The organism is Actinomadura xylanilytica (assembly GCF_030283145.1).
Lineage (GTDB): Bacteria > Actinomycetota > Actinomycetes > Streptosporangiales > Streptosporangiaceae > Spirillospora > Spirillospora xylanilytica.
Genome location: NZ_JASNWE010000001.1, coordinates 1,487,082 through 1,511,978 on the forward strand (window position 1 = coordinate 1,487,082; position 24,897 = coordinate 1,511,978).

At 74.6% G+C, this 24,897-nt stretch carries 21 protein-coding genes; 6 read left to right on the top strand and 15 right to left on the bottom strand.

What is annotated here, in order from left to right; all coding sequences use genetic code 11:
- Positions 1-35 precede the first annotated feature (35 nt).
- Positions 36-692 (bottom strand): class I SAM-dependent methyltransferase, encoded by a 657-nt coding sequence (locus QP090_RS06910; RefSeq protein WP_285938597.1) that lies wholly within the window; start codon positions 690-692, stop codon positions 36-38.
- A 346-nt stretch (positions 693-1,038) separates the two neighbouring features.
- Here QP090_RS06910 and QP090_RS06915 point away from each other — a divergent pair, with 346 nt between their 5' ends.
- The 4 genes from QP090_RS06915 to QP090_RS06930 all read left to right on the top strand — a co-directional run bounded on the left by QP090_RS06915 (position 1,039) and on the right by QP090_RS06930 (position 4,887).
- On the top strand, positions 1,039-1,230 hold the full coding sequence (locus tag QP090_RS06915; RefSeq protein ID WP_285937660.1) for a ferredoxin: 192 nt from the start codon (positions 1,039-1,041) through the stop codon (positions 1,228-1,230).
- A gap of 103 nt (positions 1,231-1,333) precedes the next feature.
- The gene (locus QP090_RS06920) at positions 1,334-2,422 is read left to right on the top strand and encodes a Zn-dependent alcohol dehydrogenase (RefSeq protein WP_285937661.1); all 1,089 of its coding nucleotides are present in this window, start codon (positions 1,334-1,336) and stop codon (positions 2,420-2,422) included.
- 202 nt (positions 2,423-2,624) lie between these two features.
- Positions 2,625-4,568: a DUF8508 domain-containing protein gene (locus tag QP090_RS06925; RefSeq protein WP_285937662.1), complete on the top strand. Its 1,944-nt coding sequence runs from the start codon at positions 2,625-2,627 to the stop codon at positions 4,566-4,568.
- A 127-nt stretch (positions 4,569-4,695) separates the two neighbouring features.
- The gene (locus QP090_RS06930) at positions 4,696-4,887 is read left to right on the top strand and encodes a hypothetical protein (RefSeq protein WP_285937663.1); all 192 of its coding nucleotides are present in this window, start codon (positions 4,696-4,698) and stop codon (positions 4,885-4,887) included.
- Positions 4,888-5,140: 253 nt separating this feature from the next.
- On the opposite strand, the gene QP090_RS06935 is transcribed toward QP090_RS06930, so the two are convergent.
- A complete protein-coding gene (locus tag QP090_RS06935) occupies positions 5,141-7,903 on the bottom strand; it encodes a hypothetical protein (RefSeq protein ID WP_285937664.1) in 2,763 nt (920 codons plus the stop codon).
- Between the two features lie 142 nt (positions 7,904-8,045).
- Positions 8,046-8,624, bottom strand: coding sequence for a DUF1707 SHOCT-like domain-containing protein (locus QP090_RS06940; protein WP_285937665.1), 579 nt, complete (start codon positions 8,622-8,624; stop codon positions 8,046-8,048).
- A gap of 215 nt (positions 8,625-8,839) precedes the next feature.
- Here QP090_RS06940 and QP090_RS06945 point away from each other — a divergent pair, with 215 nt between their 5' ends.
- Positions 8,840-9,424 carry a Uma2 family endonuclease gene (locus tag QP090_RS06945; RefSeq protein WP_285937666.1) on the top strand — a complete coding sequence of 195 codons (585 nt, stop codon included), beginning with the start codon at positions 8,840-8,842 and terminating at the stop codon, positions 9,422-9,424.
- A gap of 76 nt (positions 9,425-9,500) precedes the next feature.
- Here the strand turns inward: QP090_RS06945 and QP090_RS06950 are convergent, their stop codons facing one another.
- A complete protein-coding gene (locus tag QP090_RS06950) occupies positions 9,501-11,387 on the bottom strand; it encodes an elongation factor G (RefSeq protein ID WP_285937667.1) in 1,887 nt (628 codons plus the stop codon).
- Between the two features lie 131 nt (positions 11,388-11,518).
- Between QP090_RS06950 and QP090_RS06955 the strand changes: the two genes are divergently transcribed.
- Positions 11,519-12,223: a cupin domain-containing protein gene (locus QP090_RS06955; RefSeq protein WP_432763014.1), complete on the top strand. Its 705-nt coding sequence runs from the start codon at positions 11,519-11,521 to the stop codon at positions 12,221-12,223.
- 21 nt (positions 12,224-12,244) lie between these two features.
- Here QP090_RS06955 and QP090_RS06960 read toward each other — a convergent pair whose 3' ends face one another.
- The 11 genes from QP090_RS06960 to QP090_RS07010 all read right to left on the bottom strand — a co-directional run bounded on the left by QP090_RS06960 (position 12,245) and on the right by QP090_RS07010 (position 24,818).
- Positions 12,245-13,036, bottom strand: coding sequence for an SAM-dependent methyltransferase (locus tag QP090_RS06960; RefSeq protein WP_285937668.1), 792 nt, complete (start codon positions 13,034-13,036; stop codon positions 12,245-12,247).
- Positions 13,037-13,124: 88 nt separating this feature from the next.
- A complete protein-coding gene (locus QP090_RS06965; RefSeq protein WP_285937669.1) occupies positions 13,125-14,135 on the bottom strand; it encodes a sugar phosphate isomerase/epimerase family protein in 1,011 nt (336 codons plus the stop codon).
- Between the two features lie 4 nt (positions 14,136-14,139).
- Complete coding sequence (locus QP090_RS06970; RefSeq protein WP_285937670.1) at positions 14,140-15,279, bottom strand: Gfo/Idh/MocA family protein; 1,140 nt, start codon at positions 15,277-15,279, stop codon at positions 14,140-14,142.
- 88 nt (positions 15,280-15,367) lie between these two features.
- On the bottom strand, positions 15,368-16,426 hold the full coding sequence (locus tag QP090_RS06975) for an ABC transporter substrate-binding protein (RefSeq protein WP_285937671.1): 1,059 nt from the start codon (positions 16,424-16,426) through the stop codon (positions 15,368-15,370).
- 54 nt (positions 16,427-16,480) lie between these two features.
- Positions 16,481-17,506, bottom strand: coding sequence for an ABC transporter permease (locus QP090_RS06980; protein WP_285937673.1), 1,026 nt, complete (start codon positions 17,504-17,506; stop codon positions 16,481-16,483).
- Complete coding sequence (locus QP090_RS06985) at positions 17,503-19,122, bottom strand: sugar ABC transporter ATP-binding protein (RefSeq protein WP_285937674.1); 1,620 nt, start codon at positions 19,120-19,122, stop codon at positions 17,503-17,505. The genes QP090_RS06980 and QP090_RS06985 overlap by 4 nt, the downstream gene beginning before the upstream one ends.
- Before the next feature lie 55 nt (positions 19,123-19,177).
- Positions 19,178-20,365, bottom strand: coding sequence for an ROK family transcriptional regulator (locus QP090_RS06990; protein ID WP_285937675.1), 1,188 nt, complete (start codon positions 20,363-20,365; stop codon positions 19,178-19,180).
- 186 nt (positions 20,366-20,551) lie between these two features.
- Positions 20,552-21,166 carry a GTP-binding protein gene (locus tag QP090_RS06995; RefSeq protein WP_285937676.1) on the bottom strand — a complete coding sequence of 205 codons (615 nt, stop codon included), beginning with the start codon at positions 21,164-21,166 and terminating at the stop codon, positions 20,552-20,554.
- Positions 21,147-21,572 (bottom strand): DUF742 domain-containing protein, encoded by a 426-nt coding sequence (locus tag QP090_RS07000; protein WP_285937677.1) that lies wholly within the window; start codon positions 21,570-21,572, stop codon positions 21,147-21,149. The genes QP090_RS06995 and QP090_RS07000 overlap by 20 nt, the downstream gene beginning before the upstream one ends.
- Before the next feature lies 1 nt (position 21,573).
- Positions 21,574-22,029 carry a roadblock/LC7 domain-containing protein gene (locus tag QP090_RS07005; RefSeq protein ID WP_285937678.1) on the bottom strand — a complete coding sequence of 152 codons (456 nt, stop codon included), beginning with the start codon at positions 22,027-22,029 and terminating at the stop codon, positions 21,574-21,576.
- Positions 22,026-24,818 carry a sensor histidine kinase gene (locus QP090_RS07010; protein ID WP_285937679.1) on the bottom strand — a complete coding sequence of 931 codons (2,793 nt, stop codon included), beginning with the start codon at positions 24,816-24,818 and terminating at the stop codon, positions 22,026-22,028. The genes QP090_RS07005 and QP090_RS07010 overlap by 4 nt, the downstream gene beginning before the upstream one ends.
- Between the last annotated feature and the right edge of the window lie 79 nt (positions 24,819-24,897).

Consider the following 24,897-nt stretch of genomic DNA (forward strand, 5'->3'; position numbering starts at 1 on the left):
TGTCCTGGCGGCCCCTGTCCGAGCGGGCCGTCCGCTCAGGCGGGGGTGAGCGGGTCGCCGCCGGCGACCCGCTCCAGGACGCGCAGCGAGCCTTCCGCCCGGCGCTCCTCGAACGCGCCGCTCGCGAGCGCGCGCAGGTAGACGTTGTAGGGGGGACGGCCGCCGTCCGCGGGGTCGGGGAAGACGTCGTGGATCACCAGGGCGCCGCCGGCCGCGACGTGCGGCGCCCAGCCCTCGTAGTCGCCCTGGGCGTGCTCCTCGGCGTGCCCGCCGTCGATGAACAGCAGCGCGAGCGGGGTGCGCCAGAACGCCGAGACCGTCCGCGAGGCGCCGACGACCGCGATCACCTGGTCCTCCAGCCCGGCCGCGCCGACGGTCTTGCGGAACACCGGCAGAGTGTCCATCCGGCCGGTGCTCGGGTCGACCAGCGACGGGTCGTGGTGCTCCCAGCCCGCCTGGTTCTCCTCCGAGCCGTGGTGGTGGTCGACGGTGACCAGGACGGTGCCGGCCGCGCGCGCGGCGGCACCGAGGTAGAGGGCCGACTTGCCGCAGTAGCTCCCCACCTCCAGCAGGGGGCCGGCCGCGCCGAGCCGGGCGCCGTACTCGAACCCCGTCTCGTACAGGGCCCGTCCCTCGGCGTCGGGCATGAAGCCCTTCGCGCTGCGCGCCGCCCGTGCGAGATCGCCGGGCATCGCCGGGACCGGGGCCGTCCCCACGGGGGTGGACGCCGTGATGTCAGTCAACGGATCTCCTTTCGCGGCGCACTGTATCCGAGCGCCGCGAGATCACTTTGGTGGGGCCCGAACCTTGCCGCCCCATACTGAAACGTGTTCTACTTTCGGAGTGAGCGAGCGTACCCGCGACACCGACCCGCGCCCCGCCGCCGGACCGGTGGACCGCACCGTCGGGCCGGAGTGCTGACCGGACCGAACATGGTTCGGTATGTTGGCCCCCGAGGTGGTCCGGCGGAACCCGCACCCTTCGCGCCACCGCCTTCCGGGCCACCGCACGCTCACCGGGAAGTGAACGGAGAAGGCGATGAGAGTACGAGTCGACCCCCTGGTGTGCGAGGCCAACGCGGTCTGCGTCGGGCTCGCCCCCGAGGTCTTCGACCTCACTGACGACGACGAGCTGGAGATCCTCCGGCCGGACGTGCCGCCCGACCAGGCGGACAAGGTCCGGCACGCGGTGCGGTCCTGCCCCAAGGCCGCGCTGTCGCTGGAGGAGTAGCCGGCCCGCGCCCGCCGGTCTCCGGACCCACGCCCGCCCACCCCACCCACCCCTTCCAGGACGCCGCCCCCCGCGGCGTCCACCCCTCGATGTGGAGGCAGCCATGGCACGCGCGGCGGTACTGCATGCGGTCGGCGACAAGGAGCTCGACCTGCGGGACGACGTCACCACCGTCGACCCGGGCCCGGACCAGGTGAAGGTCCAGATCAAGGCGACCGGGGTCTGCCACTCGGACCTGTCCACCATCAACGGCGTGCTGCCCTCGGTGCCGCCCAGCGTGATCGGGCACGAGGGCGCCGGGATCGTCACCGAGGTCGGCGGGCACGTCACCGGCGTCCAGCCGGGCGACCACGTGGTCATCAACTGGACGCCCGACTGCGGGGTCTGCGCCGACTGCCTGCGCGGCCAGCCGTACCTGTGCATGACGTTCATCGCCCAGGCGTTCAGCGACCCCGCGTTCCGGCTCGGCGACGGCACCCCGGTGTTCGGGATGGCGGGCGTCGGCACCTGGGCCGAGGAGATCGTGGTGCCCCGGCAGGGTGTGATCAAGGTCGCCGACGACGTGCCGTTCGAGTACGCGGCGCTGCTCGGCTGCGGCATCCCGACCGGCGTCGGCGCGGTCTTCAACACCGCCAAGGTCACCCCCGGCTCCACGGTGGCCGTGGTGGGCGCCGGCGGCGTCGGGCTGTCGGTGATCCAGGGCGCCAAGATCGCCGGCGCGTCCACCATCCTGGCGATCGACCCGAACGAGGCCAAGCACCCGATCGCCAAGCAGTTCGGCGCCACGCACACCGCGACGCTGGACGATCTGGAGGCGACCAAGGGGCTGCTGACCGGCGGTGCGGGCTTCGACTACACCTTCGAGGTGGTCGGCAAGGCCGCGGCGATCACCACCGCCTGGGAGGCGACCCGGCGCGGCGGCGACGTCATCGTGGTCGGCGCCGGCGCGGCCGACGACAACTGGACGCAGAACGCGTTCACGCTGCTGTTCGACGGCAAGTCCCTCAAGGCGTCGCTGTACGGCGGCTGCGACCTCAAGCGCGACGTCCCGCTGTTCGTGGACCTGTGGCGGGCCGGCAAGCTCGACATCGACAGCCTGATCACGCGGCGGATCGGCTTCGAGGACCTCAACGAGGCCATCGCCGCCCTGACGAACGGCGACGTCATCCGGCAGGTCGTCCTCTTCGACTGAGCCGCCGCGCCCGCGGGGAGGACCCCCGTCCGGACCGTCCCGGAACGCCGTGAGTGATCTGCCGTTCACGCACGGCGTTCCGGCGCCGGGAGGCCGCGGCGAAGGGCCGGGGAATTCGCGGACGTCGGGTGCCGCCGGGGGCGCCGCGCATGCCATCCTTCTCGTGTTCACCAGGACCGCCTGACCTGACCCTGGAGCGTGGGTGGCGCACACAAGCGAGACGGGACGGACCGGCCGCCCGCCGGCCGTCCGGTCACTGATCGTCACGGTGGTTCTCGGCGTGCCGCTGGCCGTGATGCCGGTCCGGCCCGCCCTGGCGGCACCGGCCCCGGCGGCACCGGCCCCGGCGGGGCGCCGCATCCACGACGTGCAGGGGGCGGGACACGTCTCGCCGCTGAACGGCGCGACGGTCGCCCAGGTGCCCGGCGTGGTCACCGCGGTGACCGTCAACGGCTTCTGGATGCAGGACCCGCACCCCGACCGCGACGTCGCGACGTCCGAGGGCGTCTACGTCTTCACCCGCAGCCGTCCCACCGTCGCCGTGCGCGACTCCGTCCACGTCACCGGGAAGGTCAGCGAGTTCCGGCCGGGCGGCACCAAGTCGGCCAACCTCGGCCGCACCGAGATCGACGCGACGGCGACCGCGGTCGTCGCGCACGGCGTCCCGCTGCCGCCGCCGGTCGTCATCGGGCCCGGCGGGCGCAGGCCGCCGACCAGCTCCATCAAGCGCCTCCCCCCGTTCGCCCCGACGCGCGACGTGGAGAAGGGCGGCGGGTTCGATCCCGCGCACGACGCCCTGGACTTCTACGAGGCCCTGGAGGGCATGCGGGTCCGGGTGGTGAACGCCGTCGCGGTGGGCCCGTCCGCGTACGGCGAGATCCCGGTGCTGCCGGCGGGCGGCGCCGGCGCGGGGATTCGCACCGCCCGCGGCGGCATCCTGCTGCGCGACGGCGACGCCAACCCCGAGCGGGTCGTCCTCGACGACGCGCTGGTCCCGCTGCCCGCGATGAACGTGGGCGACCGGCTGCCCGGTACCACCGACGGCGTGCTCGACTACGGCTACGGCGAGTTCACCGTCCTGGTGACCGCCACCCCGAAACGCGCCGACGGCGGCCTGCCCCGCCAGGTCACCCGCGCGCAGCGTCCCGGCGAGCTGGCGGTGGCGACCGCCGACCTGAGCGGGCTGAGCCCCGACACGCCGGCCGAGCGGTTCGAGGCCCTGGCCGGCGACGTGGTCGACGGGCTGAAGGCCCCCGACCTCATCACGGTCACCGGGGTGCAGGACAACACCGGCACCAAGGACGACGGCACCGTGGCCGACGACCAGACCGTGGCCGAGCTGATCAGCGCGATCAGCGCCGCGGGCGGGCCCGCCTACGACTGGCGCTCGATCCCGCCCCGCGACAAGGCCGACGGCGGAGAGAAGGGCGCCAACGAGCGCGCCGGGTTCCTGTTCCGCACCGACCGCGGGCTGGCGTTCGTGGACCGGCCCGAGGGCGGCCCGAGCGACGCGCTGGCCGACGACCCGCCCGCCGCCGCGGGCTCCCGGCCCGACCCGGCGGTCACCTCCGTCCGGGTCGTCCGGACCCGGACGGGCCCGGCGCTGTCGCTCAGCCCCGGGCGGATCACCCCCGGCGACGCCGCCTGGGGCGCCACCGGCAAGCCGCTCGCGGGCGAGGTGACCTGGCACGGACGGCGGATCATCGTGGTCGCCGGCCGGTGGTTCCCGAAGACCGGCGACGACCAGCCGGCGTTCGGCCGCTTCCAGCCGCCGCTGCGGCCGAGTGAGTGGCGCCGCCAGGCCCAGGCGAAGGCGGTCGCCGGGTTCGTCCGATCGGTGCGCGCGGCCGGGCGGGACGCGGACGTGATCGTGGCGGGCGACCTGAACGAGCGCGAGTACGCGGCGCCGGTGCAGGCCCTGACCAAGCAGACCGGCCTCACCGACCTGTCCACCAGGGCGCCGAAGAACGACCGCCACACCGCGGTCTCCGGCGGCAACGCCGAGACGCTCGACCACATCCTGCTGAGCCCCTCGCTCAACCGCCGCAAGCACGAGTACGACGTGGTGCACCGCAACTCCGAGTTCGCGGGCACGGCGGGCCGGCGCGACCCGACCGTGGTGCGGATCGCGCTGCCCGGCAGGTAAACCTCCGCGCCCATTGGGGCCGGACGAAAGCATCGTCGCGGACCGGCCCGCCCGGGAGCCGGTGTTTTGTCGCGATCGTCCGGGGCACCGGTCGATCGTCACATCCCCTCCAGAAGGAGCCGACGACATGGCTCGACGCTTCAGACCGGGCGGCGGTATCGGCATCGTCGGACTGATCTACCTCGTCATCGGCGTGTTCGTCGCGTGGGACCGCGGCTACATCGACGCCGACCTGCTGCGCCGGGTGGCCAGTGCGCTGCTCGCCGTCCTGCTCTGGTTCCTGATCCTGCTCGGCGTGGACCTGCACATCCACACCTGAGGTCCACGGGGGCCTCCCCGCGGACGCAAGAGGGGACTCGCCCCCGGGCCATAGTCGCCAAAAGCCCCAAAGAGCTACTTTTCACCCATGACACAAGCAGCATGCAGTTGCGGACACGGTGGCGGATGCTCATGCTCGAAGGGCTGCTCTTGCGGCTGTAACGGCTGAGCCGCCCGGCGGCCGGGCGGCTCAACGGCTCAGTGACTCAAACGGCTCAGCGCGGCCACAACGGCCACCCGCGGCGGCCGGACGATCACGGCGCGGGGACGCGCCAGAGCATCGGGGTCTCGCCCCGGTGGTCGGCGCTGATCCCGGCCGCGAGAAGGTCGCCGCCGAGCGCGGTGAGCGCGGTCAGCCGCTGGCCGCCCGGACCGTCCAGCCCGGTGCCGTGCACCGGCACGCGGCGCCACGCGTCCCCGTCGGCCGACGCCCACAGAACGACGTCCTGGCGGCCGGGCTGGCCGGTCGTGCCCGCCGCCACGAACCCCTTCTCCGTCGCGGTCACGCCGGTGAGCGCGGCGGGCGCGGGGGCCCCGGTGAGCGGGCGCGCCCGCCATGTCCGGCCGTTGTCGGCCGAGACGGCGACGCCGGTGCCGGCGCCCGCCGCGACGAGCAGGTCGTCGTGCGCGACGACCTGGTCGAGCTGCCCGGGGCCGAGCCCCTGCGGCGGCGTCGCGGCGGTCCACTTCAGGCCGTCGCCCGACGTCCAGATCGCGGGCCCGCCGCCGCGCCGGCCGCCGACCGCCGCGTAGCCGGTGGAGGTGGCGACCACGCCGGTCATCCACCGGCCGCCGTCGAGATCGCCCTTGCCCGCGTTGCCGCCGCGCGTCCAGCGCTTGAGGTCGGGCGAGCGCCACGTCGCGGCGGACGGCCCGGCGGCGCCGACCACCACGTACCCGCCGGGCCCGGCGACCGCGCCCGCCGGAGGCCGGCCCGCGGGGAACGGCGCGCGCCGCCAGGACGCCCCGTCCGCGGAGATCATCACCAGCGGCTGTGCGGGCCCGCCCTCGGCGCGACCCACGGCGAGCCACCCCTGCGGGCCGTAGGTGACGGCTGAGAGCCGCTGGCGCCCCGGGACGGCGGGGACCCGGCCCCGGGTCCACCCGTCGGGCCGCCCGGCGGGGGTGCTCCAGGCCGCCGCGCCGCCACCGGTGCTGCCCACGGCCACGACCCGCCCGCCGGCCGCGGCGAGCGACTCGACGGCCCGTTCCGCCCGCGCCGCGCCGGGGACCTTGGCGAGGTCCACCCCGGACAGGAACGCGTCATTGCCGACCCGTCCGGCGATCACGGGGGCCCCGCCGTCCGCCACCGTCAGGCCGTTCGCCACCGTGCCGTTCACCACCGCGCCGTTCGTCGCGGGGTCGCCCGGCCGGCCGCCCGCCGGAGGCACCGGCTGCCAGGTCCGGCCATCGGCGCTGCGCAGCGCCGACTGGGCGCCGCCCTTGCCGCGCACCAGCGCGGCCAGTCCCGCCGCAGAGCCGCCGAATCGGGCGACCCCGGCGAACTCCGGGACGCCGAACTGCCCCTGCCGCGCCCACGCCTGCCCGTCGGCCGACTTGAAGACCACACCGAACCGCTGGGTCTTGCGCTTCTTCTTCGGCCCGGTCGTGCGCCGTCCCTCGCGGACGGTGTAAAAGCCGCCGGGCCCCGCGACCAGCCCCGTGGCCGGCCCGTACGAGCCCTGCGCCTGCGGCACTCCCACCGCGGCCCACGTGCGCCCGCCGTCGGCCGACCGCCACAGGCCCTCGCCGCGGACGACGCTCCTGACCTTCTTCTTGCCCTTCTTCCTCAGCACGGGCCTGGCGAACGTCCCGTGCGCGACCAGCACGTTCCCGGCGGACGCGATCCGGTCGAGGCCGGTGATGTCGGTGGCGCCGAGGCCGTCGGTGCGCTGCCAGGCGCGGCCGTCGGCCGAGCTCCACAGCACCGCCCGCCCGTCGCCGGGCCCGGTCGGCAGGGTGACGCCGGCGGCGACGAAGCCGTTCGCGGTGCGGACCAGGCCGTTCACCCGGTCCCTCGGACCGAACGACGCGGGCGGCGGCTGCCGCGTCCACTCCCGTGCGTCGCCGCTGGTCCAGACGGCCGTGCCGCCGATGGAGTTCTGCCCGACGGCGACCCACGAGCCGGTGCCGCCCGCGACCATCCGGGGACGGTCCCCGGGCGAGGGCTCGGCGCCGTCGGCGGCGCGCACGCGCGCGAGGCGCCAGGTGCGTCCCGCGTCGCCGGACGTCAGGAACTCGGCGCGCTCGCGCCCCGTCCCCCCGTCGCCCGCGCTCTCGGACCCCACCGCGACGACGACGCCTCCGGCGGTGGCCACGGCCGCGAGCTCCTGGACGAGGCCGTCGGACTTGGCGGCGGGGTCGGCGGCGAAGAACCGCTCGGCCGCGACCGCCCCGGCCATCTCCCGTCCCTCGCCGTCGCCGCCGCCGCGCGTGGCCACGTACGCGCCGACGCCCACGACCAGCACGGCGCCCGCCGCGATCGCCACGACCGTGAGGCCCGACCGCTTCCCGGTACCGGAGCCGACGTCGGGATCGGGCCGGGGCTCGGCCTCGGCAGGCGCCTCGGCAGGCGCCTCGGCCGCCGCGGACGGCTCCGACGCCTCGGGGATCGCGGGCTCTTCGAGCTCTTCGGGCTCTTCGGGCTCCGTGGACTCTTCGGGCTCCGTGGACGCTTCGGGCGCCGGGGCGGCGGCGTCCTTGATGGAACCGGTGCGGCGCGCCCGCGCCACCGTGCTCTCCGGGGACGGGGCGGCTGCGCGCCCGGCCTCGTCCGCGCCCGGCTCGGCGGGATCGCCCTCGCCGGCCCAGTGGACGTCCGCCTCGCGCCACGCCTCGTCCGCGCGCTGCCAGGGCGAGGCCCCGGCCCGGCCCGCGGGCCGCTCCGCGAGCACGCCCGCGTCGCCGATCGTCAGGCGGCGCCGGATCTCCCGGGATCCCGGCGCCTCGTCCCCGTCGGGCGACCATCCGCCGGTCATCAGGCCGGCACCGTCCTGCTCGGGGGTCCTCGCCGTCACTCCCGCTCCTTCACCCGCCACGGCCCCGCGAAGGGGCCATCGAGTCACCGCGATGATTCACCATCAAACCGCCCCACACCGGTCACCGCGCGGGGACCCGGGGGAACAGCGGCCGAACGGGCCACGGAGCGTTCCTATCACCTCAGCGGCGGTAAATATGATCTTTCGCGTCGATCGCCCCCTTGTAGGCGATCCCCTTGATCCGCACGACCGGGGAGCCGTCCGGCTCGGCACCCTCGATCTCGGCGGACACGCCGACGCCGCCGATCTCCACCCGCGTGCCCAGCGGGACGAGGATCTCGACGGTGGACTTGTAGGCGACCACCCGGATCGTGGTGAGCGGCCCGTCCAGCTCGGCCGCGCGCAGGTCCAGCAGGGACTCGCCCTTGTAGACGACGCTGGTGAACTTCTTGGGCAGCCGCCATCGGCCGCTGCGCCGGATGCGGCTCTTGTAGGCCATCTGGAACCGGCCCGCGGCCCCGACGGCAGGGGCGGCAGGGGCGCCCGTCCGCGCGGGGAGGTCGGCCGACATCCGACCCAACTCCTCGTGCGTGCGCGCGGCCAGCACCGCATCGCTCCGCTCGTCCAGCTCCACCTCGGTCAGCCGTCCCTCGGCGAACGCGGTGTGCAGCAGGACGAGCACCTGGTCCCGGTCGCGGTCCGACGCGCGCAGGGAGGGCGGCGCCTCCCCGACGGTCCGTGGACGCTGCTCGACGCTCATCATTTCTCCCCTTTGAGGCACGATGCCCCCGATCCTGGACCCTCTCGTGGCGGGAGGGTCAACCCGAATCGAGATGTATCTTAACCCGCGGTCCCGCCGCGTTTCGAGGGAAGCGCCCGGATCCGGCCGTCCGACGCGCGATCACGCCTGCGGCCCGGCAGGTCCGGTGTCCGCTAGATTCGAAACGCCCGTCGATCTTCAAAGGGGGACGGTCCATGGGCGGATCGGTCGGCCACGAGCACGGCCCGTACACGCTGTACGACCTCGACGCGCTGCCCGAGGAGGGCCGCCGCTACGAGCTGGCCGACGGCTGGCTGAGCGAGCTGCCCGGCGACCTGTGGCACGACAACGCGGCCACGCGCCTGAAGGACATCCTCAAGAACGCGGCCCGGCAGGCCGACGCCGACGTGCACGTGGCCGGGACGCCGCAGGACGTGACCACCCCCGCCGGCCTCCGCAAGCCCGACGTGTTCGTGGTCGCCCGCGACGTGGCCCGCGCCGCGCTGGAACGCCGCACCCGCACCTACTACGGGCCCGACCTGCTGCTGGTCGCCGAGGTCGTCACGCCCCGCACCGGCAACGAGCGGATCGACCGGGTGCACAAGGTCGCCGAGTACGCCTCCACCGGCATCCCGCACTACTGGATCATCGACCTGGAACCGCGCCCGACGGTGACGATGCTGGAGCTGGAGGGCGTCGACTACCGCCTGTCGCGCAAGGCCCGCGCCGGAGAGCCGGTCAAGGTCGACCGCCCGTTCCCGATGGGCTTCGACCCGACCCGCCTGTCGGAAATGGAATGACCGCCCCCTTCCCATCAGGCTCGACGAGGACCTGGGCGCGGCGAGGCCGGGCCGGCCGGGTCGGCGGCGCCCGTCCTCACCCCGGCGGGCCGGCCTCCGCTGGGCGCACCGGGGGCGTGCCGTGCACCGGGCGTTCCCCGGACGGGCGGGACCACCAGACGCCCTCGCCGCGGGTCAGCCCGGGAAGCTCCCGGTCGAACTCCCTGGCCCGGCGGGCCGGGATCTCGCCCGTCAGCGTCCAGCCGTCCGGGCCGGGCGCCTGCTCGCGGACGTCGGCCTCCAGCGCGGCCAGGCGCGCGGTGACCGGGCCGAGCGCGGCGGACGGGATCTCCGCCTCGTAGGCGTGGCACGGCTCGTACACGCGGGTCCGCGCGGCGGCGAGGGCGCGCATCAGGACCCGCGGGGTCAGGCCGCGGAAGTCGGCGGCCGTGCTGATCGGACCGGCGAAGCCCGACCGGGTCAGCACCACCGCGCAGTCGGTCACCGGCCAGCCGTACAGGCCCGCCTCGAGGGCGAGGCGGGCGCCCTCCTCGATCGCCCGGTCGAACGCCTGCGGCAGTGCGCCGTACTCGACCTCGCGGCGGAACGCCACGCCGGACCCGCGCGGGGCCGGTTCGACACGGAGCCCGACGGTCGCCCAGAAGTCGGGCGTGCGGCGCCGCCAGTCCATCTCCTCGGCGGCCTCGCCCGTCCCGGCCGGGCGTTCGGCGTACACCGGACGGCTCGCCTCGAAGACGGCCGCGACCCCGAACTCGTCGCGCAGCCTGGCCCCGATGATCTCCTTCTGCACCTCGCCGTACAGCAGCACGGAGGTGGCCCCGCCGTCCGCCGGGCGGGCCCGGATCAGCGGGTCCTCGTCGGCGAGCCGGACCAGCGCGGCCCGCACCCGTCCGCCCTCGTCCCGGCGGCGCGGCCGGACGATCGTCTCCAGGCTCGGCGGCGCGAACCCGGCCCGGTCCTCCTCCGCCGGGCCGAGCCGGTCGCCGACGCGGATGCCGGGCAGCCCGCCGATCCGGCCGATGCCGCCCGCCGTCAGCCGGCGCGCGTCCGAGCCGAGGACCTCCAGCGAGGTCAGCCGGCCGGTGTGCTCCCGGCCGTGCCCGTGGAAGGAGACCTTCTCCCGGTGGCGCAGCTCGCCGGAGCGCAGCCGCAGGTAGGCGACCTTCTCCCCGGCGGCGCCGCGCTCGATCGCGAAGACGGTCCCGGTCGCCTCGCCCTCGGGCGCCGGGGCGGGCGGGAGGAGCTCGGCGATGCCGTCCAGCAGTTCGGGGACGCCCTGGCCGCCGAGCGCCGACCCGAAGAACACCGGGTGCAGCGTTCCGGCGGCGGTCTGGGCCCGGAGCGCCGCCCGGACGCGTTCCGGCGCGGGTTCGCGGCCCTCGACCAGGTCGGCGAGCAGCCCGTCGTCGTGCTCGGCGAGGACCTCCGCGGCGGACGCAACGGACGCGGCGGATGGGACGGTGCGCGCCCCGGCCGTCCCGAGGCCGCGCACGTCGTTCATCGGGACGATCTGCCGGGTGAGCCGGCGCCGGACGTCGGCCAGCAGCCCGTCCCGCCGTGCGCCGGCCCGGTCGATCTTGTTGACGAACAGCAGCGTCGGCAGCCGCAGCTCGCGCAGCGTCCGGGCGAGCACGCGGGTCTGCGGCTGGACGCCCTCCACCGCCGACAGCACCAGCACGGCGCCGTCCAGCACGCCCAGGGCGCGCTCGACCTCGGCGATGAAGTCGGCGTGCCCGGGGGTGTCGATCAGGTTGACCCGCGCCGCGCCGAGCGCGAAGGAGGCGACGGCGGTGCGGATCGTGATGCCGCGGGCGCGCTCGATCTCGCCGCGGTCGGTCTGGGTGTCGCCGCCGTCGACGCTGCCGAGCCGGTCGATGACGCCGGTGTCGTACAGCAGCCGCTCAGTGAGGCTGGTCTTGCCCGCGTCCACGTGCGCGAGGATGCCGATGTTCAGGGTGGCCATGAGCGTTGATGTCCTCGGGAACTCTCGTCCGGATGGGGCTCTGGGAGAATCCGAAGACCTGGCGCATGACACCCTTCGTTCGCTCGCGGGATGGAACACGGCCATGGTAGCCGCAGGCTAAGATCGCGCGCGTGCTGCTCCTCGTGACGCTCGACGGCTGGCGCGCCCAGCCGGGACCTCAGTTCGTGCTCGACGAGGCGGGCGCGGTCTGGGCGCCCGAGCCCGACGCCGCGACCGGCGCGGGCGACGTGCTCGCCGTCGCCGACGACGTCTTCGCGACGGGCCAGGTGGTCGCGGTGTCGTTCGCCCCCGAGCCCGGTCCGCCGCGCGGGGTCGTCGACCGCACGCGGGCGCGCCGCGTCCGCTATGTCCGGCGCGGCCCGGACGGGCGGCACGTGGCGCTGCTCGACCGTCCCGCGACCGCAGAGGCGCTCGACCTGCTGCCGCACCCCGAGGGCGGCTGGTTCCGCGAGACGTGGCGGAGCGCGGTGCGCCTCACCCCGGACGGCTATCCGGGCGAGCGCGCCACCGCGACCGGCATCTACTTCCTGCTGCCGCCCGGCGAGGAGTCGATGTGGCACGCGGTCCGGTCCGACGAGGTGTGGCTGTGGCATCGCGGCGGCCCGCTGGCGCTGCTGCTCGGCGGCGACGGCGAGCGCCCGGGGGCGTCGCCGCGGACGGTCACGCTGGGCCCGGACGTGGAGGACGGACAGAGGCCGCAGGCCGTCGTCCCGGCGGGCGTGTGGCAGGCCGCCCGTCCGGCCGGGGCGGGCGAGGTGCTGGTGAGCTGCGTGGTCTCGCCGGGCTTCGACTTCGCCGACTTCCGCGCCGTCTAGCGTCCCCGACCGGGGACGCGGTCAGGGCTTGCGGGCGACTCCGGCGAGGAGCTTGCCGTGCGCCATCGGCTCGTCGGCGCGCCACTTGAACACGTCGACCACGCCGGGCTCCAGCAGCTCCAAGCCGTCGAACATGGCCTCGATCTCGGCCCGCGACCGCAGCACCAGCGCGGAGGTGGCGCCCTGGTAGGGGCGGGTGATCTGGTCGAGCTCCTCGGCGGTGAAGCCCTCGGAGCCGGTCGAGGTGATCACCAGGTGGCTGCCGGGCGCCATCCGCTCGGTGAACGCGCCGAGGATCCGCGCGGGGCCGTCCCGCTCGGTGACGAAGTGGAACACCGACAGCGCCAGCACCGCGACCGGCTCGGCGAAGTCGATCAGCGCCGCGACGTCGGGGTGGGCCAGGATCTCCTCGGGCCTGCGCACGTCGGCCTGCACCGAGGCGAGCCCCTCGACGGTGGTGCGCAGGGCGCGGTTGTGCGCGGTGACGATCGGGTCGTGGTCGACGTAGACGACCCGCGCGTCCGGCAGGACCTCCCGGGCCACCTCGTGCACGTTCGGGGAGGTGGGGATGCCGGTCCCGAGGTCGATGAACTGCCGGACGCCCTCCTGGGCCAGCACCCGGACGGCGCGGACGAGGAAGCGCCGGTTGGCCTGGGCCATCGCCTTGGCGTTCGGGCTCGCCGCGAGCAGTCCCGCCGCCGCCTCGCGGTCGGCCGGGAAGTTGTCCTTGCCGTCCAGGAGGAAGTCGTAGATGCGGGCGGTGCTGGGGGTGTTCACGTCGATGCCCGTGGGCTCCCAGTCGGTGTCGGTCATGCGGTCGGCTCCAGTCCCGCGCCCACGGCGAACGCTGCAAATGATCATATGCCGCCGGCCGGGTGGGGCGGCACCGATCACGAGCGCGCTAGTCGGATCCGCCGAACGCGGCGTCGAAGGCGGTCGCGGGCGGCTCGATGGAGGCCAGGGCGCGGATGAACTCCAGGGCCTCGGGGGCGCCCTGGAGGCGGTCCATGCCGGCGTCCTCCCACTCGATCGAGACCGGCCCGGCGTAGCCGATCGCGTTCAGCGCACGGAAGCAGTCCTCCCACGGGACGTCGCCGCGGCCGGTCGAGATGAAGTCCCAGCCGCGCCGCAGGTCGGCCCACGGCAGGTGCGAGGAGAGCCGGCCGCGCCGCCCGTCCCGGCCGCGGACCTTGGTGTCCTTGCAGTCCACGTGGTAGATCCGGTCGGCGAAGTCGGTCAGGAACCCGACCGGGTCGATGTCCTGCCACACCATGTGCGAGGGGTCCCAGTTGAGGCCGAACGCGGGACGGTGCCCGATCGCCTCCAGGGTGCGGACGGTGGTCCAGTGGTCGTAGGCGATCTCGCTCGGGTGCACCTCGTGCGCGAAGCGGACGCCGACCTCGTCGAAGACGTCCAGGATCGGGTTCCAGCGGTCCGCGAAGTCGGCGTAGCCGCGCTCGATCATCGCCGCGGGGGTCGGCGGGAACATCGCCACGGTGTGCCAGATCGACGATCCGGTGAACCCGACGACGGTGTCCACGCCGAGGAGCGCGGCGGCGCGGGCGGTGTCCTCGATCTCCTCGGCGGCGCGCCGCCGGACGCCCTCGGGCTCGCCGTCGCCCCACACGTGCGCGGGCAGGATCGCCTCGTGCCGCTCGTCGATCGGATGGTCGCAGACCGCCTGCCCGACCAGGTGGTTGGAGATGGCCCAGACCTTCAGGCCGTGCTCGGCGAGGGTCTCGAGCCTGCGCTGGACGTAGGTGTCATCGGCCAGGGCCTTGCCGACCTCGAAGTGGTCGCCCCAGCAGGCGATCTCCAGGCCGTCGTAGCCCCAGCCGGACGCGAGCCGGCAGACGTCCTCGAACGGGAGGTCGGCCCACTGGCCGGTGAACAGGGTGATCGGTCGTGCCATCTCGCTACACGCTCCTCTCGACGGGCGTCCACGCGCCGCCGGCCGCGCTGTCCTGCACGGCCGCCAGGACCCGCTGCACCTGGAGGCCGTCGGCGAACGACGGGGCCGGGTCGGTGCCCGCGTCGATCGCGGTCAGCAGGTCGGCGAACTGATGGGTGAAGGTGTGCTCGTACCCGAGCAGGTGGCCGGGCGGCCACCACGCCCCCGCGTACTCGTGCACGGGCTCGGTGACCAGGATCCGCCGGAAGCCCGCCGTCGCCGCGTCCTCGGCGGCGTCGTGGAACCACAGCTCGTTCAGCGCCTCCAGGTCGAAGAAGAGGCTGCCGGCGCTGCCGGCGACCTCGATCCGCAGCGCGTTCTTGCGGCCGGCCGCGACCCGGCTCGCCTCGAACGAGGCGAGCGCGCCGCCGCTGGTGCGGCCGATGAACACGGCCGCGTCGTCCACGGTGACGCGCGCGGTGCCGCCGCCGGGGACCGGCCGCTCGCCGACGAAGGTGTCGAGCAGCGCGGAGACGCCGGTGACGGTCTGGCCGGTGACGAACTGGGCGGCGTCGACGGCGTGCGCGCCGATGTCGCCGAGCGCGCCCGACCCCGCGCGGTCCTTGTCCATCCGCCAGGTGAACGGGGCGCCGGCGTCGGCCAGCCAGTCCTGGAGGTACTGCGCGCGGACGTGCCGGACGGTGCCGATCCGCCCGTCCGCCACGAGCTTGCGGGCGAGGGTGACCGCGGGGATCCGCCGGTAGTTGAACCCGACCATCGACCGGACGCCGCGTTCGGCGGCGCGGACCGCCGCCGCGGCCATCGTCTCTGCCTCCGCGACGCTGTTGGCGAGGGGCTTCTCGCACAGCACGTGCTTCCCGGCCTCGAGCGCGGCGACCGCGATCTCGGCGTGGGTGTCGCCCGGCGTGCAGATGTCGATGAGCTGGACGTCGTCGCGGCGCAGCAGCGCCTTCCAGTCGGTCTCCACCGCCGCCCAGCCGAGCGCGCGGGCGGCGGCCCCGGCCCGCTCGGCGTCGCGTCCGGCCAGCGCGGCCAGCACCGGGGTGAGCGGCGGGGCGAAGAACGGCCCGACGCTGCGCCACCCGTGGGAGTGGGCGCGCCCCATGAACGCGTGCCCCACCATCCCGATTCCGACCGTCGTCATGCACATCCCCTCTCGTTCCGTCGACCTGCGGCGCGCCGTCCCCCTCCTCCGGGGAGCCGGGGGGACGGCGCGCCGGGTGCGACCGTGTTCAGGACTCGAAGCCGAGCGGCAGGTAGGCGTCGACGTTCTCCTTGGTGACCGTCTCGGACGCGAGCGCGATCGACTGCGGCACCTGCCGCTCGACCAGGTCCGCCAGCCCCTTGTCCTGCGCGATCAGCCGGGCGACGCGGATCGCCGAGCCGGCCATCGTCGGACTGTAGGTGATGGTCGCCTCCAGCACCCCGCCGGCCTTGATCTCGCGCATCGCGTTGGCCGAGCCGGCCCCGCCGACCATGAAGAACTCCGTGCGGCCGGCCTGCTTGATCGCGGCGAGCACGCCGACGCCCTGGTCGTCGTCGTGGTTCCACAGCGCGTCGATCTTCTTGTGCGCCTGGAGCAGGTTGGCGGCGACCTGGTTGCCGGTCTCCACGGTGAACTTGGCGTCCTGCTTGGCGGTCACGGTGAAGCCGAACGCCTTGAGCGCGTCGGCGAAGCCCTTGCTGCGCTCCTGGGTGAGCGGCAGCGTCGCGATGCCCTGCACCTCCACAATGACGGGCTTGGCGACGCCCTTGTCCTTGAGCCGCTTGCCGATGTGGTTGCCGGCGGCCACGCCGAGCCCGTAGTTGTCGCCGCCGATCCAGGTCCGGTACGACAGCTTGTCGGGGAAGACCCGGTCGAGGTTGACCACCGGGATGCCGGCGTCCATCGCCTTGCGCGCCACCTGGTTGAGCTGCTCGCCGTCGTTCGGCTGGAGCACCAGGACGTCCACCTTGGCGGAGATCAGCGACTCGACCGCGGAAATCTGCTGGTTGATGTCGTTGGTCGGCTCCACCGGCTTGAACGTCACGTCGGAGTACCGCTTGGCCTGCGCCTGGGCGTTCTTGGTGATGGCCGCGATCCAGCCGTGGTCGGCGGCGGGCGCGGAGAACCCGATGGTGACCTTCTTGCCGGGCTTGTCGTTGTCGCCGCCGAGGGCGCCGGTCTGCGCGGCCGGGGTGGGGTCGCCCTTGTCGCTGTTGCTGGTGCATCCGGTGGCGAGGCCGCCGGCCGCGATGGCGGCGCCGCCGAACAGGAGACCTCTGCGGCTGGGTATGCGGTTGTCGGACATGGCGTGCTCCTGGGGGGTGGTGAGTCAGGCAGGAGTGGCGGGGGCGGGACGGGGTCAGGTGGGGCTGCGCAGGCCGCGACGCTGCAAGAGCACGGCGATCACGATGATCACGCCCTTGGCGATGAGCTGGTCGCTGGTCTGCAGCCCGTTGAGGATGAACAGGTTGGTGATGAGGGTGAAGACGAGCACGCCGAGGATCGACCCGGCCAGGGTGCCGCGTCCGCCGGTGAGCAGCGTGCCGCCGATGATCACGGCGGCGATCGCGTCCAGCTCGTACAGGTCGCCGTGCGTGCTGGAACCGGTCGTGGTCCGCGCCATGATGATGATCGCGGCGATGCCGCAGCACAGCCCGGACAGCGCGTACAGCGTCAGGGTGTGCCGCCGCACGTTGATGCCGGCCAGCCGGGCGGCCTCGGGGTTGCCGCCGACCGCAAAGGTGCGGCGGCCGAAGGTGGTGCGGTTGAGCAGCAGCCATCCGGCCACCGCGACCGCGGCGAAGATGTAGACCACCAGCGGCAGCCCCAGCACCTTGGTGGTCGACAGCGCCTCGATCGCGTCGTTCTCGGGCCGGACGAGCTGGGTCTTGCGGTCCGAGAGCCGCTGCGCCAGGCCGCGCGCGGCGACCAGCATGGCGAGCGTGGCGATGAACGGGACGAGCCGGCCGTAGGCGATCAGCAGCCCGCTGACCAGGCCCGCGCCGGTGCCGACCAGGATCGCGCAGACCGCCATCACCACCGGGCCGTACGACTGGGTCGCCAGGGTGGTGGCCCAGACCGAGGCCAGCGCCATCACCGCGCCGACCGACAGGTCGATCCCGCCCCCGATGATCACAAACGTGGCGCCGACGGTGATGACGCCGATGGTGGCGGCGAGCGCGAGGATGCCCACCAGGTTGCCGGAGGTGAGGAAGTTGTCGGGCTCGGTCACCACGCCGACGATGCCGAGCAGCACCAGCGCGCCGACCAGGCCGAGATGCCGGATCTCCCCCGGACCCCGGCCCGTCCCGCCCGGCCTGGCCCAGGGCGGCTTCGGCCGGGGGCCGCGCGCCTTCTCGGTCAGCGAGACACCCGCGTCGGTCACAGGGCGCTCCCTTCCATGATCATGTTGAGTACCGCGGGCTCGTCGAGCTCGCGGGCGGCGCCGCTGTGGACGACCTTGCCCTCGCGGACGACCAGGACGCGGTCGGCCAGGCCGAGCACCTCGGGCACCTCGCTGGAGACCAGCAGCACCGCGATGCCGCGTCCGGCCAGCTCCCGGATCACCGCGTACAGCTCGGCGCGCGCCCCCACGTCCACGCCGCGGGTCGGCTCGTCGAGGATGAGCAGCCTCAGCCCGTGCGCGGGGGCGGCCGGGCCGTCCGGGCCGTCCGGGCCGCCGCCCGGCGGTTCGCCGCCCGGCGGGAGGTCCGCCCCGAGCAGCCAGCGGGCCAGGACAACCTTCTGCTGATTGCCGCCCGACAGGGTCACCACCGGACGGCGCGGATCGGGCGGCCGGATGTCGAGCGCCTCGATCTGGCGGCGCACGTCGGCGACCTCGCGGCGCCGGTTGAGCCAGCCGAACGAGGAGTAGCGGTTCAGCCCGGCGACGGTGACGTTCCCCCCGACGGTCTCGTTGAGCAGCAGCGCCTGGCTCTTGCGCTCCTCCGGCGCCATGCCCATGCCGCGCCGGACGGCGGCGCCGGTGTCGCCCGGCCGCACCGGCCGCCCGTCGAGCAGGACCCGGCCGCGGGTCGCGCGGCGGGCGCCGTACACCGTCTCCAGGATCTCCGACCGGCCCGCGCCGACGAGCCCGGCCAGCCCGACGATCTCACCGGCGCGGACGCTGAACGAGACGTCCTCGAAGGCGCCCGCCAGGGTGAGGTCCTCGACCCGCAGCACCTCGGGAGCGTCGCCGGCCGGGGCGGGCCGCGCGGGGAAGACGTCCTCGACGTCGCGGCCGGTCATCAGCTCGACGACGCGCCCGGTGGGAGTGCTCCGCGCGGGCAGCCCGCCCGCGACCGCGCGGCCGTCCTTCAGCACGGTCACCCGGTCGCCGATCTCGCGGATCTCCTCCAGCCGGTGCGAGATGTAGACGACCGCGACGCCGTCGGCGGTCAGCTCCCGGATGATGCGGAACAGGTTGGTGACCTCGTCGTGCGCGAGCGCGGCGGACGGCTCGTCCATCACGATCAGCCGCGCCCGGTGCGACAGCGCCCGCGCCATGCTGACCACCTGCTTGCCTGCGGCGGGCAGCCGGCCGACCTCGCCGCGCGGCGCGATCTCGCCGTGCCCGAGGCGGCCGAGCAGCTCGCGCGCTCCGCGTTCGGCGGCGGCCCGGCGGGTGAAGCCGTACCGGGCGCGCTCGTGCCCGAGGTAGATGTTGTCGGCCACCGACAGCCCGTCGACCAGGTCGAGCTCCTGGTAGATGGTGGCGATCCCGGCGCGCATCGCGGCGGTCGGGCCGGTGAGCCGGACCGGGGCGCCGTCCAGGAGGATCTCGCCCTCGTCCGGCTGGTGCGCGCCGGCGAGCACCTTGATGAGGGTCGATTTGCCGGCGCCGTTCTGCCCGAGCAGGCAGTGCACCTCGCCGGGACGGACGTCGAGGTCGACGCCGTCCAGGGCGCGGACGCCCGGGAAGCGCTTGGCGATCCCGCGCATCCTGAGCAGCGGCTCGGGGTCGGTGCCGGTGCCGTCGGGACGGCTCTTCGCAGGGCCCATCGGGGCCTCCTGGGGGGTGTGGGTCAGGTGGGGCGAAGGCGGGAGGCTGGTGCGGTCAGGCGGGGGCGAAGGTGTGGTCGCTGATGAGGCGGGCGCCGCCGATCACACCGGCCTGGCCGGCCAGCTCGGACAGCACGATCGGGAGGTTGCCGGTCGCCAGGGGCAGCGACCGACGGTAGACGACACTGCGGATCTCGGCGAGCAGGGTGTGGCCGAGCCCGGCGACGCCGCCCGCGATGATGACCAGGCCGGGGTTGAAGAAGCTGACCAGCCCGGCGAGGACCTGGCCGACGTGCCGGCCGCCCTCGCGGACGAGCTGGACCGACACCGGGTCGCCGGCCGCGGCGGCCTCGGCCACGTGCCCGCCCGACAGCTCCCCGTGCCGCTCCAGGAGCTGGGCGAGCTGGGGCGAGCGGCCCGAGCGGGCCGCCTCGCCCGCGTCCCGGGCGAGCGCGGCGCCGCCGAAGTAGGCCTCCAGGCACCCGGCGTTGCCGCACGCGCACATGGGGCCGTCGTCGTCGACCCGGATGTGGCCGATGTCGCCGGCGCTGCCGGACACGCCCCGGTAGATGGCGCCGTCCACGACGACGCCGCAGCCGATGCCGGTGCCGATCTTGACCAGCAGGAAGTCGCCGACCGAGCGGGCCAGCCCGGAGTGCAGCTCGCCGAGCGCCATCAGGTTCACGTCGTTGTCGACCAGCACCGGGCAGCCGAGCTCCTGGCCGATCGCGTCCCGCACCGGGAAGCGGTCCCAGCCCGGCATGATCGGCGGCACCACCGGCATGCCGTCGCGGAAGCTGACCGGGCCGGGCACCCCGATGCCGGTGCCGTGCGCCTGCCCGACCAGGCCCTGGTCGCGCAGCTTGCCGAGCAGGTCGAGCGCGCGGTCGAGCACCGCCATGGCGCCCTGCCGGACGTCGCAGGGCTCGCTGACGTGGCCGAGGACCTCCAGCTCGCCGTCGGTCACCGCGACGTCGATCGAGGTGGCGCCGATGTCGAAGGCGACGAACCGCAGCGCGGGCGAGAGCCGGACGATCCCCGAGCGGCGCCCGCCGCGGGACGCGGCCAGGCCCGCGGTCTCCACCAGCCCGAGCGCGACGAGCCGGTCGAGCTCGACGGCCAGCTTGGACCGGGACAGCCGGACGACGTCGCCGAGTTCGGCCCGCGAGCGGGGTCCCTCGTCGCGCAGCAGCCGCAGCAGGCGTGCCTGATGCACGTTCTGCGGACGAGCCGACATGCGCATCACGCCGTCCCTTCGGGATCCAGGGGGACCCGGGGAGCCCCGGGTTCTGGCCGTGAAGGTAATCGACTTTCGCCGCTTTGAGAAGACCTTTTCCCTGTTTCCAGCGAACTTTCCCCACTCAGAGGACAAAGTCGCGCGCACAAAACCCGCACCGGCGCCCTGGGGCGGCCGATGCGGGTCGGTGGATCAGTGTGTGAGGGCGCCGGGGTCGCGCCGCCCGCTCATCGTGCGCATGATGTGCTCGACGAGCGTGATCAGCACGTGCTTGGCCGACTCGCGGTCGCGCACGTCACAGTTGATCACGGGGATTTCGGCGGGCAGGTCCAGCGCGTCGCGGACCTGCGTCGGCGAGTGCTGGCCCGCCCCGTCGAAGTGGTTCACCCCGATGATGAACGGCACACCGCGCCGTTCGAAGTAGTCCACCGAGGGGAAGCAGTCGGCCAGCCGCCGGGTGTCGACCAGCACCACCGCGCCGAGCGCGCCCTTGGCCAGCTCGTCCCACATGAACCAGAACCGGTCCTGGCCGGGCGTGCCGAACACGAACAGGACCAGCCCGTTGGGCAGCGTGATCCGGCCGAAGTCCATCGCCACCGTCGTGGTGGTCTTCTGCGCCACCGCGGAGGTGTCATCGATGCCGATGCTCTTCTCGGTGAGCGCCTCCTCGGTGCGCAGCGGGCGGATCTCGCTGACCGCGCTCACCAGGGTGGTCTTGCCGACGCCGAAGCCGCCGGCAACGAGGATCTTGACGGTCAGCGCGGAGTCGCCTCGCGGCGGGCCCGCGTCAGAGCGCACGGATTCCATCGATCACTTCCTTGAGTACGCGCTCGCTGGGGAACTGGGCCACCGGCGCGGGGCGCCGGACCTGGATCAGCGAGTGATCGAGCAGGTCGCCGAGCAGGACCCGGACGACCCCGAGGGGGAGTTCCAGCTCCGACGCTATCTCGACCACGGACAGCGACGTGCGGCAAAGCTCCAAGATCATCTCATGTTCCGGCTCCGGCACCCAGGGCGGCGCCGTCGTGCCGGGGGGTCGCCCCTCGTCCTCGGGTTCGGCCGCGTCCACGGTGACGATGAGGGCGACCAGGTCGAACGTGTCTCCGTCGTAGTGCGTCCGGCCGCCGGTCAGCGCGTACGGGCGGACGACGGGACCGGCCGCGTCGTCGTACCAGGCCGTCCCGCCGGACCCGTTCTCGGGCGAGGGGGTCACCTTACGCGCCGCCCGGTTCGGGCTGGCCGGCCGGCGGGCCGCCGCGCGGGTTGGCCGACAGGTGCTGCCCGACGCGGGTCACCAGCATCGCCATCTCGTAGGCGATGATGCCGAGATCGGCGTCGGCGTCGGCGAGCACCGCCAGGCACGCGCCCCGTCCGGCCGCGGTGACGAACAGGAAGGCCGACTCCATCTCCACGATGGTCTGCCGGACCGCACCGCCGCCGAACGACTCGCCCGCCCCGCGCGCCAGGCTCTGGAAGCTGGCGGCCACGGCGGACAGGTGGTCGGAGTCCTCGCGTCCCAGGCCCCGCGAGGCGGCGATGCGCAGGCCGTCGCTCGACAGCACCACCGCGTTCTGCACCTGGGCCACCCGCTGAACCAGGCTGTCGAGAAGCCAGTTCAGCTCACCGGCCCCGTTCAGGGCCTCCGTGCCTGGGTGCTGCGCTTCTGTCATGTGGTGTCGTCCTCCTGGTCGCTTGGGGTTGCCTGGCCTGCTTCGGCCTCGGCCGCTTCGTGCCGGCCGCGCTGCCAGCCGCGCTGCATGGCGGACATCATCGACCGCGTCTCCTCGGCCGTCCGCTCGCCGTCCCCGGGCTCGTCGCCCGGACCGGCGCCGCCGGGGACCGGGGCGCCCAGCGGGACGCCGTCCGGGACGGGGGCGCCCGGGACACCGCCGCCGTGGGGCCGGGCGGCCGGAGACGTCGCATCCGGACGCGGGGGCGGCGGGGCCGCGTGCCGTCCCTCTGCGGCGAGGTGCGCGTCCACCCGTTCGCGGAGCTGAGGCGCCAGGTGCGTCTGCCGCCTGCGCTTCGGCAGCTCGCCGTCGGCCAGGGGCCGCGCGGGAGGCTCGGGCAGGATCTCGGCGGCGGGCGCGGGAGGCGCCGGCTCGGGCCGTTCGGCCAGGACGGGTTCGGGCTCCCACTCCGTCTCCGGTTGCGCGGCCGGGGCGGCCGGAGCGGCCGGGGCGGGCGGAGCGGCCGGGGCGGGCGGAGCGGCCGGGGCGGGCGGAGCGGCCGGGGCGGGCGCGGGCGTCGGCATCGGTGTGGGAACGGGTGTGGGGGCGGTGGACGTGGGGGCGCGCTCGGGCTCGGCCACCAGCCGGACGAACCCGCCCGACGTGGACGGCGAGGACGACAACGGCGACGCGGACGAGCCGGCCCGCGCGGACTCCAGCGCCGCCGAGGGCTGCCCCAGGGTGCGCAGGGGCCCGGTCGACGGACGTCCGCCGAGAGCGGCCTCGGCGTCGGCCTCCACGATGAGCGCGGCCGGGATCAGCGCGATCGCCGTGGTGCCGCCGTAGGGCGACTGCTGGAGGGTGACCATGATGTCGTGCCGCTGCGCCAGCCGCGCGACCACGAACAGCCCGAGCTGCGCACTGTCGGACGGGTCGAAGTCCGGCGGATCGGACAGCCGCGCGTTCGCGGTGCGGATCGCCTCGGCCGTCATGCCGAGCCCGCGGTCCTCGATCTCGATGGCGTACCCGTTCGGGACCGGGTGCCCGCTGACCCGCACCGGCGCCTGCGGCGGGGAGAAGGTGGTGGCGTTCTCGACGACCTCGGCGAGCAGGTGGATGACGTCGGCGACCGCGGAGCCGAGCAGCGCGATCCGGGGCAGCGGCTGGACCCGCACCCGCGGGTAGTCCTCCACCTCGGCGACCGCGCCGCGGACCACGTCGACCAGCGGCACCGGCCGGCGCCAGCCGCGCCCGGCGGTCTTGCCCGCCAGGATGACCAGGCCCTCCGCGTGCCGCCGCATCCGGGTCGCGAGGTGGTCGAGCCGGAACAGGTCCGACAGCTCGGCCGGGTCCTCGGTGCGGCGCTCCATCGTGTCGAGCAGGCTGAGCTGGCGGTGCAGCAGCGCCTGGTTGCGGCGGGCGAGGTTGACGAACACCTCGCTGATCCCGCGCCGGGCCGCGACCTCGCCGGCCGCCGCGAGCAGCACCGCCTCGCGGGCCCGGTCGAACGACTCGGAGATCTGCCGGATCTCCTCGATGCGGTAGTCGTAGTCGGGCAGGTCGTCCGCGGTGGCCGCGGGCTGCCCGGCCCGGACCTGCTCGGCCATCTGCGGCATCCGCTGCCGGGTGAAGCCGACGACGCCCGCGGCGAGCGTGCGGCACTCGCGGACGAGCCGCCGGGAGACCCGGACCGCGACGAGCGTCGAGACGATCACCGCGAGCAGGCCCAGGCCGCCGGCCAGCGCCAGCCGCACGAACACCCCGACCGCGATGCCCTCCGCGCGGGTGGAGAGCCTGTCGAGCAACTGGTTCTCGTACGCGAAGAGCCGGTTGCCGGCGGTGTCGGCGAGCGTCCGCCAGACGGCGGCCTCGACCGGCGGCGCGCTCTGCCGGGCGGTGTGCGCGACCTGCCCCGTCCGGGTGCCGGTCCCCGCCGCCGTGCCGCCGCCCGACGCGGCCGTCCGGCCGGGGTGCTGCGGCTTGGCGGTGCGCTCCGCAGGCTCGGCGCCGTGGACGACCTGGTCCTCCAGCGACCGGAGCTGCGTGAACGGCAGCGAGGAGACGAGCTTGGTGTAGCGGGCGCGCTCGGCCTCGGGCAGGTTGGGGACGGTGTCGGCGTACAGGTACCGCTGCGCCCCGGTGAGCTGGGCGAACTGGCCCCGCTCGGCGGCGGTCACGCGCCCGGCGGCCAGCGCCCCGGTCAGCAGGGCGTCCTCGCGCGCCAGGTACTCGCGGGCGCGGCCCACCGAGGTGAGCGTGCGCGCGTCGGCGGCGATGGTGCCGTCCCGCGGCGCGGTCGCGTTGTAGATCGCGAAACCCGCGTCGATGATCCCGGTGTACTCCTCCAGCACCCGGGGCCGCTCGGCGATGCGCTCGTCGACCGTCCGGCGGGCCGCGTCGAGCGTGCCGAGCCGGCTCACCAGGTCCTCGATGCGCGCGAGCACGGCGGTGTCGACCGCGCCGCGCAGTCCCCCGTCCTTGCTGTTGCGCCGCACCGCTTCCCGCGCGAGGTCGGTCGCGTGGCGCTGCGTCTCCAGCGCGCCCTTGTCGGCCGTCCGGGGACCGCCGAGCTGGGCCAGCGACAGCCGCCGCTCCTTCTGGAGGGCGTCGATCAGCCGCTGCGTGGGCAGCACCGACTTCTCCTGGTACTGCTTGCTCTGCATGAGCTGGTGCGCGTCGCCGTAGGTGATGCCGGTGACGAACGCCCACAGCGCGGTGAGGGCGAGCAGCGGCACGAGGATCAGCAGGATGATCCTCGCCCGGATCGAGGAGAGACGAAGGGCCTTCACAGTTCGCGGACCATGCTCACGAGAGCGTCCTCTGGCAGTCGGGGAGACGACATGCGGGGAAACCTCCCGATGCGGGGTG

Coding starts and splice junctions, on each gene's coding strand:
- QP090_RS06910 (WP_285938597.1), bottom strand. CDS start 692: ATGCCCGGCGATCTCGCACGGGCGGCGCGCAGCGCGAAGGGCTTCATG.
- QP090_RS06915 (WP_285937660.1), top strand. CDS start 1,039: ATGAGAGTACGAGTCGACCCCCTGGTGTGCGAGGCCAACGCGGTCTGC.
- QP090_RS06920 (WP_285937661.1), top strand. CDS start 1,334: ATGGCACGCGCGGCGGTACTGCATGCGGTCGGCGACAAGGAGCTCGAC.
- QP090_RS06930 (WP_285937663.1), top strand. CDS start 4,696: ATGGCTCGACGCTTCAGACCGGGCGGCGGTATCGGCATCGTCGGACTG.
- QP090_RS06940 (WP_285937665.1), bottom strand. CDS start 8,624: ATGAGCGTCGAGCAGCGTCCACGGACCGTCGGGGAGGCGCCGCCCTCC.
- QP090_RS06945 (WP_285937666.1), top strand. CDS start 8,840: ATGGGCGGATCGGTCGGCCACGAGCACGGCCCGTACACGCTGTACGAC.
- QP090_RS06950 (WP_285937667.1), bottom strand. CDS start 11,387: ATGGCCACCCTGAACATCGGCATCCTCGCGCACGTGGACGCGGGCAAG.
- QP090_RS06960 (WP_285937668.1), bottom strand. CDS start 13,036: ATGACCGACACCGACTGGGAGCCCACGGGCATCGACGTGAACACCCCC.
- QP090_RS06965 (WP_285937669.1), bottom strand. CDS start 14,135: ATGGCACGACCGATCACCCTGTTCACCGGCCAGTGGGCCGACCTCCCG.
- QP090_RS06970 (WP_285937670.1), bottom strand. CDS start 15,279: ATGACGACGGTCGGAATCGGGATGGTGGGGCACGCGTTCATGGGGCGC.
- QP090_RS06975 (WP_285937671.1), bottom strand. CDS start 16,426: ATGTCCGACAACCGCATACCCAGCCGCAGAGGTCTCCTGTTCGGCGGC.
- QP090_RS06985 (WP_285937674.1), bottom strand. CDS start 19,122: ATGGGCCCTGCGAAGAGCCGTCCCGACGGCACCGGCACCGACCCCGAG.
- QP090_RS06990 (WP_285937675.1), bottom strand. CDS start 20,365: ATGCGCATGTCGGCTCGTCCGCAGAACGTGCATCAGGCACGCCTGCTG.
- QP090_RS06995 (WP_285937676.1), bottom strand. CDS start 21,166: ATGGAATCCGTGCGCTCTGACGCGGGCCCGCCGCGAGGCGACTCCGCG.
- QP090_RS07005 (WP_285937678.1), bottom strand. CDS start 22,029: ATGACAGAAGCGCAGCACCCAGGCACGGAGGCCCTGAACGGGGCCGGT.